The organism is Nocardia sp. XZ_19_369 (assembly GCF_015355715.1).
Classification (GTDB): domain Bacteria; phylum Actinomycetota; class Actinomycetes; order Mycobacteriales; family Mycobacteriaceae; genus Nocardia.
This window is the reverse complement of the sequence record NZ_JACVED010000002.1, coordinates 1,148,721-1,162,640: the sequence shown is the minus strand read 5'-3', so window position 1 is coordinate 1,162,640 and position 13,920 is coordinate 1,148,721. Positions and strand designations below refer to the sequence as shown.

Genomic DNA, 13,920 nt, shown 5'->3' with positions numbered 1-13,920 from the left:
AGCGAGGGGCTGGGATGACGAGTGAACCGGCGGCGACTTCCGGGGCGCGATTCGCGCGGGTGGTCGCGGCCAGCGTGGCGGGCACGACGATCGAGTTCTACGACTTCTTCCTCTACGGGCTGGCGGCGGCGCTGGTCTTCAACAAGGTGTTCTTTCCGGCCGGTGATCCGTTGGTCGGGGTTCTGCTGGCGATGGGGACCTATGCGGTGGGGTTTCTCGCGCGGCCGCTCGGTGGGGTGCTGTTCGGGCACCTCGGCGACCGGGTCGGGCGGCGGCGCACCCTGTCCATCACGCTGATGCTGATGGGTGCGGCGACGGTGGCCATCGGGCTCATTCCGTCGTACGCGACCATCGGGATTGCGGCGCCGATTCTGCTGGTGTTGTTGCGGCTGGTGCAGGGGCTGGCGCTCGGTGGGGAATGGGGCGGCGCGGTGCTGCTGGTGGCCGAGCACGGGTCGGCGGCGCACCGGGGTTTCTGGAGCAGCTGGCCGCAGACCGGCGGGCCGTTGGGGAATTTGCTGGCCACCGGGGTGCTCGCCCTACTCGGACTCGGTGTCTCCAACGCGGAATTCGAGGCGTGGGGCTGGCGGATACCGTTCCTGCTGTCGATAGTGCTTGTCGCGGTAGGGCTTTGGCTGCGGCACGCGGTAGAGGAATCGCCGATCTTCGTGGCGGCACAGCGGCACGGAGCTACGTGGCAGGGGCACGCGCCGCTGCGGATCGTGCTGGGTCGTTATCGCAAGCAGGTGCTGATGGCGGCGCTGGCCGACGTCGGCGAGAAGGCGACGTATTACACCTTCAGCATCTTCTTGCTCGCCTATCTGACCCAGGTGGTGCATGTGCCGAAATCCACTGCGTTGACCGCGATTACCATCGCCTCGGTCTTTCAGGCGACCGCGATCGTGCTGGGTGGGGCGCTCGGCGACCGGTTCGGGCGACGGGTGACCAGCGTGCTGCTCGCCGTGCTGGTCGCGGCGTGGGCGCTGAGCGCGTTGCCCATGGTGGACAGCGGAAGCGCGGTCCGGATCACCGTGGTCATCACCGTCGGACTGACGCTGCACGGCCTGCTGACGGGCGCGCAGGCGCCGTTCTTCGCCGAGCTGTTCCCGAGCGAAGTGCGTTACACCGGAGCGTCATTGGGCTACCAACTCGCGACGATCGTCGGTGGTTCGCTGATTCCGCTCATCGGTGTGGCACTGCTGCACCGCTTTCCGTCGACCGTGCCCATCACCCTGCTGCTGTGCGCGACGCTGGCCTGTACCGCGAGCGCGTTCCTCTGGGCCGGCGAGACCCGCGGGCGCGATCTGCGCGACATCGCGGGGGAGGCCGCTGCACCGACCGGTTCGCGCCGTTCGACCTCCACCTCCTGAAAGGTCGGCCGATGTCGGGTGTTCGGCGGACAGACGGCGTAAGTCCTTGGTGCAACACTCTTCTGGAAGGCACCGGACGATGAGTGCCGTCTCGACACAGCACGCGAGGAGTGCGTTATGCGACTGGTGGTGAAGCGCAGTCAAACGGCCGTCAAGGGGATGCTCGGCGGCCACAAGGGCATGCAGTTCAATCTCACCTGCCGACTGCAGCTCACGGACGAGGAGAGCAGGCTCGTCCAGCAGTACACATTGATGGAATATCCACTGACCTGGCGCACCATCCAGGGCACCCGGCTGGTCGGCGACACCATCGGCAGTCTGCTGAACGGCTCGAGTCAGACGGTGTCGGACGTGAAGACGTTGCTGTCGAACGAAGCCGTGATCAAGGATGCGATCGACGAGTTGCCGACGCTGTTCGAAGTCTGCCGGACCTTCGGTGGCAACGAGATCATCGACTACCCGCGCGAGAAGAGTGCGTGATCGCGCGCGGGTAGTCGAGGTGTTCTAGCCTCGCTCGAACACGCTCGCGTCGTCCAGCATCGCGGCGTGCAACATGGATTCCGGCACGCCCATGCCCTCGACGAGGGTGAGCGCTTCCGGCCGGAGCCGGTCGACGAGCTCGTTGACGCCCCGGCGCACCGCCTTGGCCCGCTCGACGGACATGAACCGGTGCATGATGTACCACGCCTGGTTCTCTTCCAGCGTCGAGTAGACGAAGAGATCGCAGATCGTCTCCGCGAGGGCGCGCGCGTCCGGGTCTTGAATGTCCTCGATGCCCTCGATGAAGGCCTCCAAAACCAGCCGATCGATATGGGCGGTGCCCGCAGCGAGGATGTGATCCTGGGCGTTGTTGAAGGCTTCGAACGGCGTGGTGTCCTTGGCCCTGGCGCGCAGGCGGTGACCCGCGGTGCGCACCAGATATTCCTCGCGGTCGGCGAACAGCTGGAGCTGCACCGCGCGCCGGGCGAGATCGCCGTCATCGATGGAGTCGTTGGAACCGTCGCGCAGGCGCTGGATCAGCTGACGCACACCGGTCACCTTGCGCACTTCGTCACCGGCCATGGTGGCGGCGAACTTCACCCAGCCCAGCGCGTCGAGATCACGCACCTCGTCGGAGTACGCGGTGAGCAGTTCCTTGGCCACCAGCTGGGTGAGCACCACATTGTCGCCCTCGAAGGTGGTGAACACGTCGGTGTCCGCCTTCAGCCCGACGAGGCGATTCTCGGTCAAATAGCCTGCGCCGCCGCAAGCTTCGCGGCACTCCTGGATGGCGCGGGTGGCGTGCCGGGTCTGTGCGACCTTCAAACCGGCGGCCCGCTTCTCCAGCGCCCGCTGCGAGCTCGGGTTGAGATCCTGACCGGTCTGCACGAGATGCATGCGGCGCACCAGGTCGTTCTGCGCGAACGCCAACGCGTAGGTCTTGGCGACCAGTGGCAGCAATCGCCGTTGGTGGCTGCGGTAGTCCAGCAGCACCGTCTCCTGCCCGCTGTCCGGGTCGGAGAACTGCCTGCGCTTCAACGCGTAACGCAGCGCGATGCTCAGCGCGACCCGAGTCCCTGCCGCGGCCGCACCGCCGACGCTGACCCGCCCGCGCACCAGCGTGCCCAGGGTGGTGAAGAAGCGACGGCTCGGATTCTCGATCTCGGAGGTGTAGGTGCCGTCCGGCTCGACGTCTGCGTATCGGTTGAGCAGGTTCTCCCGCGGAATGCGCACGTGGTCGAACACGATGCGTCCGTTGTCGACACCCGGCAGGCCGCCCTTGAGTCCATCGTCGATGGTGGTCACGCCCGGCAGACCGGCGCCGTTCTCGTTGCGGATCGGCACCAGCAGGCAGTGCACGCCGCGACCCTCGCCCTGGGTGATCAACTGCGCGAAAACAGCTGCCATTCTTGCGTGTTCGGCGGCACCGCCGATGTAATCCTTGCGCGCCGAGGGCGTCGGCGAGTGGATCACGAACTCCTCGGTGTCCGGATCGTAGGTCGCGGTGGTCTCCAGGTGGGCCACGTCGCTGCCGTGCCCGGACTCGGTCATCGCGAAACAGCCGAGCAGATCGAGCGAGATCAGCCGCTTGATGTACTCGCGGTGCCGCTCGGTGCCGAGGTTCTCCACCGCCCCGCCGAACAGCCCCCACTGCACGCCCGCTTTGACCCACAGCGACAGATCCGTGTAGGCCAGCATCTCCAGCCCCGTGACCGCGGCGCCCGGCTCGCTGGTGCCACCGTTCTCCCGGCGGAAACCGCGCTCGGCGTAGCCCATGGTGGCGATGACGCGCATCTGCTCGAGCACCCGCGCCCGAGCGGCCTTGTAGTCGAGGTAGGGGTCTCCGGCGAACTTGTCGTCCGCGAGCTGGATACGGGCCTGCTCCCGGATCTCGCCCCACGGTCCGTCCAGTGCTGCGCGTAGGTGATCCGCCGTCGTTGCGGTGCCGGTAGTCATAACTCGACATTAGCCCGCGCCGCGCCGGGCAAACCGTGACTGTTGACACGACATTCCGGGCAGGGCCCTTGTGGCGGATTGAACGAGTGTTTAATATATTGAACATGTGTTTAACCAACAGCCCCTACCGCAAGGACCCGCCGCGGATCTGACCACGGCGGCCCGAATCCGTGATGCCGCGATCGAGGTCTTCGGCGACCAGGGCTTCCAGGTCGGCGTGCGCGTGATCGCCCAGGCGGCAGGCGTCTCGCCCGGCCTGGTGAACCATCACTTCGGCTCCAAGGACGGCCTGCGCGCCGCCTGTGACGAGCGGGTGCTCCAGCTGATTCGCGACGAGAAGATCAAGGCGATCACCGCGCAGAGTGTGGCGAAGGGCATGCTGTCCGCGCTGGCCGAGATCGAGGTGTACGGACCACTGGTCGCCTACATGGTGCGCAGCCTGCAGGCGGGTGGGCCGATGGCTCAGTCGCTGTTCGAGCACATGGTCGCCGATGCCGAGATCTACATCCAGCAAGGCGTCGATTCGGGTGCGCTCAAACCGAGCCGCGACCCGGCGGCGCGGGCCAGATATCTGATGACACTCAACGTCGGCGCGACCCTGCTGTGGGTGCAGATGCACCAGCAGCCCGGCGAAAAGCTCGACTTCCGCAAGGCGATTCGTGAGCTGACCGAGGAGCTCACACCCCCCGCCCTGGAGTTCTACACCCAGGGCATCCTGACCGACCCCACGCTATTGGACACTTTCATCGAGGAGCATTGATGTCCGAAGTCATCCAAATCAACAATCTCCGTAAGACTTTCGGTCATGTCGCCGCACTGGACGGCCTCGACCTCACGGTCAGCGAGGGCGAGATCCACGGCTTCCTTGGCCCCAACGGCGCCGGTAAGTCCACCACCATCCGCGTCCTGCTCGGCATTCTGCGCGCCACCTCCGGCCGCGCCGAACTGCTTGGGCGTGACCCGTGGGCCGACGCGGTCGCGCTGCACCACGAACTCGCCTATGTGCCAGGCGATGTCACGCTGTGGCCGTCGCTGTCCGGCGGCGAGACGATCGACCTGCTCGCCCGCATGCGCGGCGGTATCAACGCCGAACGCCGCGAAGAACTGATCCAGCGGTTCGATCTGGACCCGCGCAAGAAGGCGCGCACCTACTCCAAGGGCAACCGGCAGAAGGTCGCGCTGATCTCCGCGCTCGCGTCCGATGTGCGACTGCTGCTGCTCGACGAACCGACCTCGGGCCTGGATCCGTTGATGGAACAGGTGTTTCGCGAATGCGTCGACGAGGCCAAGCAACGCGGCACCACCGTACTGCTGTCCAGCCACATCCTGTCCGAGGTGGAGGCGCTCTGCGACCGGGTGACCATCATTCGCGCCGGACGCACCGTGGAGAGCGGCTCGCTGCAGGAGCTGCGGCACCTCTCCCGTACGTCGATCACCGCCGAATTGCTGGGCGACCCAGGCGATCTCAGCCGCATCGACGGCGTCGAGGACATCGAGCGGGACGGCTCGACGCTGCGCTGCCAGGTGGACGGTGAGCACCTCGGCGAGCTGATCCGGGTGCTCGGCGACGCCGGCGTGCGCAGCCTGACCAGCGCACCCCCGACGCTGGAAGAGCTGTTCATGCGGCATTACCACGTCGACGGCGACGCCTCGGCGCACGCGGCGAAGAGCGGGGAGAAGGTGGGCGCATGACAACGGCAACCGCTGGGAGGCACTACGCCGCCCCGGCCGTGCGCGGCTCGGCCGACCTGGCGGGGACCGGCCAACTGCTGCGCCTGTTCCTGCGGCGCGACCGAATCGTGTTGCCGCTGTGGGTGATCGCGTTCGGGCTGCTGCCCGCCTTCTATGTCGCGAGCACCAAGAGCGTCTACGGCACGCAAGCCGATCTCGATAACTACGCGAAGACCATCACCGACAGCCCCGCGCTCGTCGCCATGTACGGGCCGGTGTTCAGCACCGACATCGGCTCGATGGCGCTGTGGAAGGCGGGCCCGTACTTCGCGATGATCGGAATCGCGACCATCCTCACCGTCATCCGGCACACCCGGGTCGAGGAGGAGACCGGCCGGGCCGAACTCGTCGGCGCCACCAGCATCGGCCGTTTCGCCGGACTCACCGCGGTGCTGCTGATGACCACGTTCGGCTGTGTGGTCGTCGGAATCCTGTCCACCGCAATGCTGTACAGCAACGACCTGCCGCTCACCGGGTCGGCGGCGTTCTCGATGACGCTGGCCTGCTCCGGCCTGGCCTGGGCCGGTGTGGCGGCGGTGGCCGCGCAGGTGAGCACCGGCGCGCGGATCGCCCGCGGTGTGGCGCTCGGCGCGCTCGCCGCGGCCTTCGCGCTGCGGGCCATCGGCGACGCGGGTAACGGTGTGCTGTCCTGGTTCTCGCCGGTCGGCTGGTGCATCCAGATGCGGGCCTTCGCGCAGGAGCGCTGGTGGATCCTGATTCCGCTGCTGGTGCTGGCCGCGGTCACGATTGCGGCCGCCTATGTGCTGCTGAGCCGGCGCGATACCGGGTCGGGCCTGCTCGCCGAGCGACCGGGCCCACCGGCGGCGGCGCCCGCGCTGTCCGGTCCGGCCGGACTGGCCTGGCGGTTGCAACGGGGCTCGCTGCTGGCCTGGACGATCGGGTTCCTGCTGTACGGGCTGCTGATGGGCGGGGCGGTGCGCAGCGTCGGCAACATGGTCAACGACAACTCGACCGTGCAGGATTTGGTGACCCGGATGGGCGGGTCGGACATGCTGCAGAACTCGTTCATCACCCTCGCGCTCACCCTGCTCGCCGCGGGCGCCGCCGCCTATTCCGTCTCGGCCGTGCTGCGGCTGCACGACGAGGAATCCAGTCAGCGGGCCGAATCCACCCTGGCCGGAGCGGTGAGCCGGGAACGATACGCGCTGAGCCACATCGGGTTCGCGCTACTGGGCCCCGCGCTGCTGTTGCTGGTGGCCGCGCTGGCGATCGGCGTGGTCTACGGCGCGACCGACGGCGATATGGCGGGCAAGCTGACCGACGCGGTGGGTGCCGCGGCCGTCCAGGTACCCGCGGTGTGGGTGTTCACGGGGATCACGGTGGCGATCTACGGAATCGCTCCGCGCTTCACTCCGATTGCCTGGGGTGTGCTGAGCGTGCTGATCGTGATCTTCTTCATCGGCTCGCTGGACGGGCTGCCGCAGTGGCTGGTCGATCTCGTGCCGTTCGTTCATCCGCCGAAGCTGCCCGGTGCGGAGTTCCAGGCCGCCCCGGTGCTCTGGCTGCTCGGCATCGCCGCAGTGTTGCTCGCGGTCGGCATCGTCGCTTTCCGCAGGCGCGATCTGCGCTGACGCCGTGTCGCCCGGCCCGTGCACTCGACAGGGTGCGCGGGCCGTCGGCATCGCAACCCGCCGTCACCACGGCACGGCGTACCGCGGTCTGGGTGTCGCAGGTCTGTCAGCCGATGCCGAGTTTCCCGGCGAGCCGGCCCAGATAGGCGAGTACCTCATCCGCCGACCGATCCGGCACCCCGAAAACAACCTCGGTGACGCCGAATTCGGCCCACTGCGCCAGCTGCGCCGGGTCCGGCCGACCGGCCAGCGCGATCACCTCCGGCGTGCCCGCCCGGTCGTGCTCGCGCCAGATCCGGTGCAGCAGGGCAATCTTGGTGTCCACCCCGTCTTCGGTCGGAGTGGTGATCCACCCGTCCGCGTGCTTGGCCAGCCAGGTGAACGACTTGTCGGTGCCCGCCGCGCCGAGATGCACCGGTATCCGCTTCTGCACCGGCTTCGGCCAGGACCAGCTCGCGCCGAAGTTCACGAAATCGCCTGCGAAGCTGGCCTCTTCCTCGGTCCAGATGGTGCGCATCGCGTCCAAGTGCTCACGCAGTACCGTCCTGCGCTTGCCCGGCGGCACCCCGTGATGGGCGAGTTCGTCGGTGTTCCAACCGAATCCGACGCCGAGGCTGACCCGGCCGCCGGACAGGTGGTCCAGCGAGGCGATGGTCTTGGCCAGCGTGATCGGGTGATGCTCGGCGGGTAGCGCCACCGCCGTGGACAGGCCGATCCGGCTCGTCACGGCGGCCGCGGTAGCCAGCGCCACCCAGGGATCGAGGGTGCGTAGATACCGGTCGTCCGGCAGGCTCGCATCGCCCGTTTGCGGATGCGCCGCGGCCCGCACCACGGGGATGTGCGTGTGCTCCGGCACGTAGAACGTGTCGAAACCGGAATCCTCGGCGGCCGCCGCCGCTGCCGAGGGCGTAATGCCTCGATCGCTGGTGAACAACACAATCCCGTACCGCACCGCACACGCTCCCATCGGCTGAACTAGAACAAGTTCTACCATCTTTCTCGATCGGCACCAAGGGTTTGCGCGAGCAGGCACAGCGCGAGCGCCATGGCGATGGCCGCCGCCGTGCCGCCGATGATGTCGGTCGGCAGGTGGTAATCGAGTCCGACCATGCCGACGGCCACCGCGAGCAGTGTCGCCACCGCCACCGTGAGCGCGATCAGCCGAGCCCGGATCGAATCGATCAGCACGATGAACGTTGTCGCGATCGCGACCAGATGCACGGTGTGCCCGCTGGGATAGGCGAGGTAGTCGTGTAAGTGCCGATCCCAGAGCGGTTTCCAGAGCCAGGTATTGAGACCGAGCGCGAGTTCGGGCACCACCACCATGGTCGCGGCCCGCCGCCATCGGCCGCGGTAGCCGAACCAGGCGGCGGCGAGCAGCAGCAGTGGCACGAGGATGTAGGCGTTGCTGGGCACCACCAAGGCCTGGTAGATGCCCGGCCGGGTGTCGAGCGCCGAGTGGATCGGGGCGGCGAGATCGCGATCGAGCGACGTCGGACCGCCGTCCGACGGGAAGGTCGCGGGCAGGACGGCGGCGACGGTGCCGCCCAGTGCGATGCCGCCGAGCCGGAGCGCGCCCCCGGTGCTGACGTCTTGCCGTAGTCCGAACACCGGTCGACCATAACTACTGACAGGTCCTTGCTACCCGACCGAGGGTTGGGGGAGAAGTCGATGGTCGTTCGACCGAACTCGGTGGGCCGTCGAAACCGCCGCAGCCCCAGGTCAACTCGGAGATCTGTGGAAAACCTCGCGACGCTGCGAGGTCTTGGTATCGTCGTATTCGATCAGTGAACATTCCGGTTCGCCGATCGAAATCTCGGCTCGGTCGGCCTGGATGCACTGTGGCTCGGGCGTATTTCGCGCGGTCGTCCGGTCCGTGGCAGGTGACTGAGAGGTACCCATGGTGGGCGATGAGGTCCGGCCTACGCTGGCAGGCACATATCGGCTTCCGACCATCATCGGGCGGGCCGCTGAGCTCGCCGAGGTCGGTCGACTGCTCGTTGATCCCCGGGTCCGGCTGCTCACCCTCACCGGTACCGCCGGTGTGGGCAAATCCCGGCTGGCCCGAGAGGCGCTCTCGGACAGCGCGTTCCATGGCTGCCTCGATGCGATGGTCGATCTCGGCGAGTGTGCCGACCGGGCGAGCACGTGGAACGCGGTGCTGGCGAAGGCGAGTCGTCGCTCGCTGGCCTGCGCACCGCAAGACCTCGACCCGGACGCGGCGCTGGCCGTGCTGGCCTCCAGGATCGGCACCTGCCGGGCAATCCTGTTGCTGGACAACTGCGATCGGGTGGTCGAGCAGATCTCCACCGATGTGGCGCGCCTGCTGGAGCACTGCCCGAACCTGGTGCTCGTGGCGACCAGTCGCGTCCCGTTCAACCTGTACCGCGAATGCGTGCTGTGCGTGCGTCCGCTGCGCACGGGCTGCGACACCGTCGACTACTACCCGGGCTCCGCGCCCGCCGCCCAGCTGTTGCTCGACAGCATCGACAGCCATTACCGGGGCACGGCCGCGGTGGCCGATCGGCTGGTGCTCGACGAGATCGTGCGCGAGCTCGACGGCGTGCCGCTGGCCATCGAACTCGCCGCGGGCTCGATCGCCCGGATCGGCCCGGTGCGCACCCTGCACCGCATCGAGGCGGGCGCGGACCTGCGGTCGCCGTCCTTCGTCGACGTGCCCGCGCGGCATCGGACCCTGCACGGCGCGGTCGAATGGGGCCTGGGCAGTGTCACCCCGGAGGTACTCGACCTGCTGCTGCGCCTGTCGCTGTACCGGTCGGTGATCGACACCGATATCGCTTGCCTGGTGGCAGGTAAGCCGGAGGAGGAAACCACCATCGCGATGGCGGAGTTGGTCCAGCGCAGCTTGCTGGACCATCTGTCCAGCGGGCCGCACGGGCACGGCTACCGGCTCTTCGCCACCGTGCGCGCCTACTGCCGCCACGTGCTCGCCGCTGATCCGTTGCACGCCACCGCGATCCGCGAGGATCATGTGGACCGGCTGTGCCGGCTCGCCGAGCACATCGGACCCCGATTCGACCAGCAGGAGCACCGGGCGGACGCGTTGGCGGCCGCGGGCAAGCAGATCGTGGACTTTCTCGCGGCGGTGCACTATCTGATCGACACCGGGCGTCCGGAACGTGCCGTGCACCTGGCGGCCCAGCTGGAATCAGCCTGGATCCAGTACGGCTATCAGTCCGAGTTGGAGTCGGTCCTGGCCAAAGCGCTGGAGATGAGCGACCGCAGCACGCTGGATCCCGGTGCGACCGCGCCGCTGTGCCTCGAGGTGCTCGGCACCTGGGCCGGCCGATCCGGGCGGTTACGGCGGGCGGTCGGGCTGCTGACGAATTCGGCTGCCGCGTACCGCCGTTTCGGCGAACACGTCGACGCGGCCCGGGTCACCGTGGTGTTGATCGCGGTGCTGATCGGGCTCGGGGAACGGGCGGCCGCCACCGCGCAGGTGGCCGTGGCCTCGCGGTATGCCGACGAACTCGATGGCCCGTGGCCGTCCCGGCTCCGAGGCTCCGCCATGCTGCTGCGTATTCCGGAACCGCCGACGCGCGACACCGAGATCTTGGCCAAGCTGTGCGGCCGGGCCCGAGGTCTGGACAGTACGGTGCGGCTGATCGGACTGAACACGTTGGCGCGCACGCAGATCGGCCCGCTGACCGCGCACCGTGCCCAGTCGCTCTATCGCGAGAATTTAGCCGAAGACGATCTGGAAATGCATGCGCTGCAGGCGATCGTCGCGCTGGAGGGCTGCGCCATGGCCTACGACGCGGCCGGTGTCGAGTACGCCGAACCAGCGGTGACGCTGATGCTCGCGGCCAGGCAGCTGCGGGCCACGCACGGTATACCGCAGCTGGGCGCGGACGATCCGGCGCCCCGTGAAGCGGACCACCGAAACGCCCTGGGCGAGGGCAGGTTCCGGGAGATCATGCGCAAGGCGGGGGAGATGAGCCTCGCGGATGCGGTGGCCTATGCCGGTGCCGGCCCGACGCTACCCGATCCGGACGGATCGCCGCTGGCCGCGCTGACCAACCGGCAGCGCGAGATCGCCAGGCTGGTCGCCACCGGCCTGACCAACCGGATGATCGCCACTCAGCTGGGGATTTCGGAGTGGACCGTCGTCAATCACGTGCGCCAGGTGATGATCAAGCTGGACTGTCCGTCACGGCTGCACGTCGCGCTGGTGGTGGAACGGGATTCGCAGCCCGCGACCGAGCGGGCGGGGCGCGGCGAACCTGCGCACGACGAGCTGCCGCGAATCACGGTGGCGCGCAAGACATAGCCCCGAGCCGGACTACGGCCCGTAGGTCAGCACCACGCTGATCACGAACCACAGCACCCACGCGAAGGCGATCACCATGCCCACCGCCAGCGTGATCCGCATGAAAGCCCGGCCGAAATCCATGTCGCGAGTCTCGCGCGGGTACAGCTTCCACGGGCTGTACCACGGCGCCGCAACCGCGTACACCGGCTTCTGGGCCTCCCGCTCGGCCTGCGCCAGCTCCTCCGCATAGGCCTCGGCCTGCGCCTGATTCGGCCCGCCGTGCCACAGCGTGATGTCGATCGGGCCGAGGAAGCCCTCGTTCAACAGCTCCTGGGGGGCGGGCAGGTAGGGCAGGATGCCGAGGCCGCGGAAGGCGATAGCGACATCGTTGGCCGTCCACAGGTGCTTCTCCTGCTCGGCGAGCGAGTCGAAGTAGTGCCGCAGCCTGCCGGGATCGTCGCCGAGGATCACGTCGAAGCTCGGGTCGCTCCAGGCCTGCTTGATCGTCAGCTCGGCCCCGCGCAGCGGGACCACCAGCGCGAGACCGTGCACCGCGCGCTGACCGAGGCCGCGGTCGGCCAGCCAGCTCTGCAACGCGAAGGTGTGCTCGCGCGACTTCTCCAGCGGCGTGCGCCGGTCCCGGCCCTCCGTGGCGGCGGGGTCGCCGTTGATCGTCCACTGACCGTTGAGCGGGATCTCCAGCACGCCGTCCTGCCGGGCCACCAGCGCCTCGGCCTCGATCACCACGCAGCTGGTCGGCGTCCACACCACCGCGTCGAACTGGTGCAGCCGATCCCGGTGGAACAGACTGCAGTTGATGGTGGCGACACCGTGCGGACTGTCCGGGTCCTTCCAGGTGCGCAGCCAATCGATCAGCGCCCGCTCGGCATTGGTGCCCGCCGCGTTCTGCACTCGCACCAGCATTGACGACCGCCCTTCACGTCGACACTCGACAGTGCACAGGATACGAGGTGCGCGGGCGAGTTCGCCGCCCTCATGGCAACAGTCGGCGTGTTGGTGCCGCGCTCACTGCGGCAGTTCGGCCGCGAACTTGCCCGCCTTGACCGCCTCGACCAGTGCGGCATGGTCGGATTCGGTGCGGTCGGCGTAGCGGACCGCGAAATTCGCGACCGCGTTCTCGAACCGCTCGTCGTCGCCGAGGTAGCCCGCCAGCAGTCGCGGATCGAGTGAGCGCGCATGCGCGCGGGCCAGCAGCGCGCCGGCCAGCCTGCCGTAGTCGTCGAGGTCCGACGCGGACAGCCCGGCCGGGTCGATGCTGCCTTTGAGATTGCGGAATTGGCGGACGATGAACGGGATTTCGGTGCCGTCGCCGGTCGGGTCGACACTGGTCCAGCCGAGCAGGATATCGGTCTCCGACTGAACCAGCCTGGCGCCCTGCACGATTCGCTTGCCCTCGTGTTTCGGCCGGGGCGCGGGCAGGAACGGGGCGAGCGAGGACGGATTGGCCTGCTTGAGCTGCAGCACCAGGTCTTCGCCCTCGTTGCCGTGCAGCAGCGCGACATAGGTGTGCAGGCCGACGCTGCCGGTGCCGATGATGCGGAAGGCGATGTCGGACACCGCGAATCGAGCGAGCAGGTTGCGCCGGGACTCGCGCAGCGTGTCGGCGTAGCGCTCCAGGCCGTCGGTGACCGCGGCCGCGAGCCGATCATCGACCGCGGTGAGAACCGGTGGGTCGCTGATGAATCGGTGCTTCGTGATGCCGGTCCGGTGATCGTCGAGGCGTTCGGTCCACTTGGCCACCACCTTCGCGCTGGTGTTCTTGCGCGCCTTCTTCGCGGCCTTCTTGAAGTCGTCGATCAGGTCGTGCGCGGCGGCTTGATCCAGCACCGATTCGTCGGGCAGCGCGCTCCACGATTCCAGGAACGGCTGCTCGGCCAGCTGGGCCACCACGAGGCGGTAGGCGCGGGCAGCGTCATGAGCGGCCGTGCGGCAGTCGTCTTCGCCCGCACCGCTTTCCCGGCCCGCCAGCACCAGGCTGGCCGCGAGGCGCTCCAGATCCCACTCCCACGGCCCGGCGATGGTCTCGTCGAAATCATTGATGTCCATGATGATTTCGCCGCGTGGCGTGCCGTACAGGCCGAAGTTCGCGGCGTGCGCGTCGCCGCACAGCTGAGCGGTGAGCCCGGTGTCGGGTCCGTCCGCGAGATCGGCGGCCATCAGCCCGGCCGCGCCGCGGTAGAAGGTGAACGGGGACGCCATCATCCGGCCGATCCGCAGCGGCACCAGGTGGGTGAGCCTGCCCGCATTGCTCGCGGCGATGAACTCCAGCACATCGGGCCGCCGAGCGCCCTCGGCGGCCCGATCCCTGGCGTCGACGGGCACGCGCTCGCGCACGGCCTCGCCGCGAGCACGCACCTCCGCCGCGGGAACGTAGGAGCGTAGATCGATACGACTGTCTGACACGCTGCTGACGCTAGCGGTTGCCGGAGCCTGCGCGGGTGTCGGTTTCACCACGTTCGGACGGCTATAACCCCAGCTGTCGGCTGCGGCACCACCG

The 13,920-nt window shown here is 68.2% G+C and carries 11 protein-coding genes; 6 read left to right on the top strand and 5 right to left on the bottom strand.

Going from position 1 to position 13,920, the window contains the following annotated elements:
• Positions 1-14 precede the first annotated feature (14 nt).
• Both IBX18_RS11295 and IBX18_RS11290 read left to right on the top strand, forming a co-directional pair.
• The gene (locus IBX18_RS11295; protein ID WP_194833619.1) at positions 15-1,370 is read left to right on the top strand and encodes an MFS transporter; all 1,356 of its coding nucleotides are present in this window, start codon (positions 15-17) and stop codon (positions 1,368-1,370) included.
• Positions 1,371-1,487: 117 nt separating this feature from the next.
• Positions 1,488-1,850, top strand: coding sequence for a hypothetical protein (locus IBX18_RS11290; protein WP_194833618.1), 363 nt, complete (start codon positions 1,488-1,490; stop codon positions 1,848-1,850).
• 24 nt (positions 1,851-1,874) lie between these two features.
• Here IBX18_RS11290 and IBX18_RS11285 read toward each other — a convergent pair whose 3' ends face one another.
• Complete coding sequence (locus IBX18_RS11285) at positions 1,875-3,806, bottom strand: acyl-CoA dehydrogenase (protein WP_194833617.1); 1,932 nt, start codon at positions 3,804-3,806, stop codon at positions 1,875-1,877.
• Between the two features lie 106 nt (positions 3,807-3,912).
• On the opposite strand from IBX18_RS11285, the gene IBX18_RS11280 reads away from it, so the two are divergent.
• From IBX18_RS11280 to IBX18_RS11270, 3 genes are read left to right on the top strand one after another with little or no spacing between them, the layout of a single operon-like run.
• The gene (locus IBX18_RS11280; protein ID WP_194833616.1) at positions 3,913-4,566 is read left to right on the top strand and encodes a TetR/AcrR family transcriptional regulator; all 654 of its coding nucleotides are present in this window, start codon (positions 3,913-3,915) and stop codon (positions 4,564-4,566) included.
• Positions 4,566-5,498 carry an ABC transporter ATP-binding protein gene (locus tag IBX18_RS11275; RefSeq protein ID WP_194833615.1) on the top strand — a complete coding sequence of 311 codons (933 nt, stop codon included), beginning with the start codon at positions 4,566-4,568 and terminating at the stop codon, positions 5,496-5,498. The genes IBX18_RS11280 and IBX18_RS11275 overlap by 1 nt, the downstream gene beginning before the upstream one ends.
• A complete protein-coding gene (locus IBX18_RS11270) occupies positions 5,495-7,129 on the top strand; it encodes an ABC transporter permease (RefSeq protein WP_194833614.1) in 1,635 nt (544 codons plus the stop codon). Before IBX18_RS11275 ends, IBX18_RS11270 begins: the two co-directional genes overlap by 4 nt.
• A gap of 106 nt (positions 7,130-7,235) precedes the next feature.
• Here the strand turns inward: IBX18_RS11270 and IBX18_RS11265 are convergent, their stop codons facing one another.
• Together IBX18_RS11265 and IBX18_RS11260 are read right to left on the bottom strand one after the other, a co-directional pair.
• Positions 7,236-8,081: a TIGR03619 family F420-dependent LLM class oxidoreductase gene (locus IBX18_RS11265; protein ID WP_194833613.1), complete on the bottom strand. Its 846-nt coding sequence runs from the start codon at positions 8,079-8,081 to the stop codon at positions 7,236-7,238.
• A 35-nt stretch (positions 8,082-8,116) separates the two neighbouring features.
• On the bottom strand, positions 8,117-8,740 hold the full coding sequence (locus tag IBX18_RS11260) for a phosphatase PAP2 family protein (RefSeq protein ID WP_306796227.1): 624 nt from the start codon (positions 8,738-8,740) through the stop codon (positions 8,117-8,119).
• 289 nt (positions 8,741-9,029) lie between these two features.
• On the opposite strand from IBX18_RS11260, the gene IBX18_RS11255 reads away from it, so the two are divergent.
• Positions 9,030-11,420, top strand: a complete 2,391-nt coding sequence (locus IBX18_RS11255; RefSeq protein WP_194833612.1) for a LuxR C-terminal-related transcriptional regulator — start codon at positions 9,030-9,032, stop codon at positions 11,418-11,420.
• A gap of 12 nt (positions 11,421-11,432) precedes the next feature.
• Here the strand turns inward: IBX18_RS11255 and IBX18_RS11250 are convergent, their stop codons facing one another.
• On the bottom strand, positions 11,433-12,326 hold the full coding sequence (locus IBX18_RS11250; protein ID WP_194833611.1) for a nuclease-related domain-containing protein: 894 nt from the start codon (positions 12,324-12,326) through the stop codon (positions 11,433-11,435).
• 102 nt (positions 12,327-12,428) lie between these two features.
• A complete protein-coding gene (locus IBX18_RS11245) occupies positions 12,429-13,826 on the bottom strand; it encodes a DUF2252 domain-containing protein (protein WP_194833610.1) in 1,398 nt (465 codons plus the stop codon).
• Between the last annotated feature and the right edge of the window lie 94 nt (positions 13,827-13,920).

Coding starts and splice junctions, on each gene's coding strand:
- IBX18_RS11295 (WP_194833619.1), top strand. CDS start 15: ATGACGAGTGAACCGGCGGCGACTTCCGGGGCGCGATTCGCGCGGGTG.
- IBX18_RS11290 (WP_194833618.1), top strand. CDS start 1,488: ATGCGACTGGTGGTGAAGCGCAGTCAAACGGCCGTCAAGGGGATGCTC.
- IBX18_RS11285 (WP_194833617.1), bottom strand. CDS start 3,806: ATGACTACCGGCACCGCAACGACGGCGGATCACCTACGCGCAGCACTG.
- IBX18_RS11275 (WP_194833615.1), top strand. CDS start 4,566: ATGTCCGAAGTCATCCAAATCAACAATCTCCGTAAGACTTTCGGTCAT.
- IBX18_RS11270 (WP_194833614.1), top strand. CDS start 5,495: ATGACAACGGCAACCGCTGGGAGGCACTACGCCGCCCCGGCCGTGCGC.
- IBX18_RS11255 (WP_194833612.1), top strand. CDS start 9,030: ATGGTGGGCGATGAGGTCCGGCCTACGCTGGCAGGCACATATCGGCTT.
- IBX18_RS11250 (WP_194833611.1), bottom strand. CDS start 12,326: ATGCTGGTGCGAGTGCAGAACGCGGCGGGCACCAATGCCGAGCGGGCG.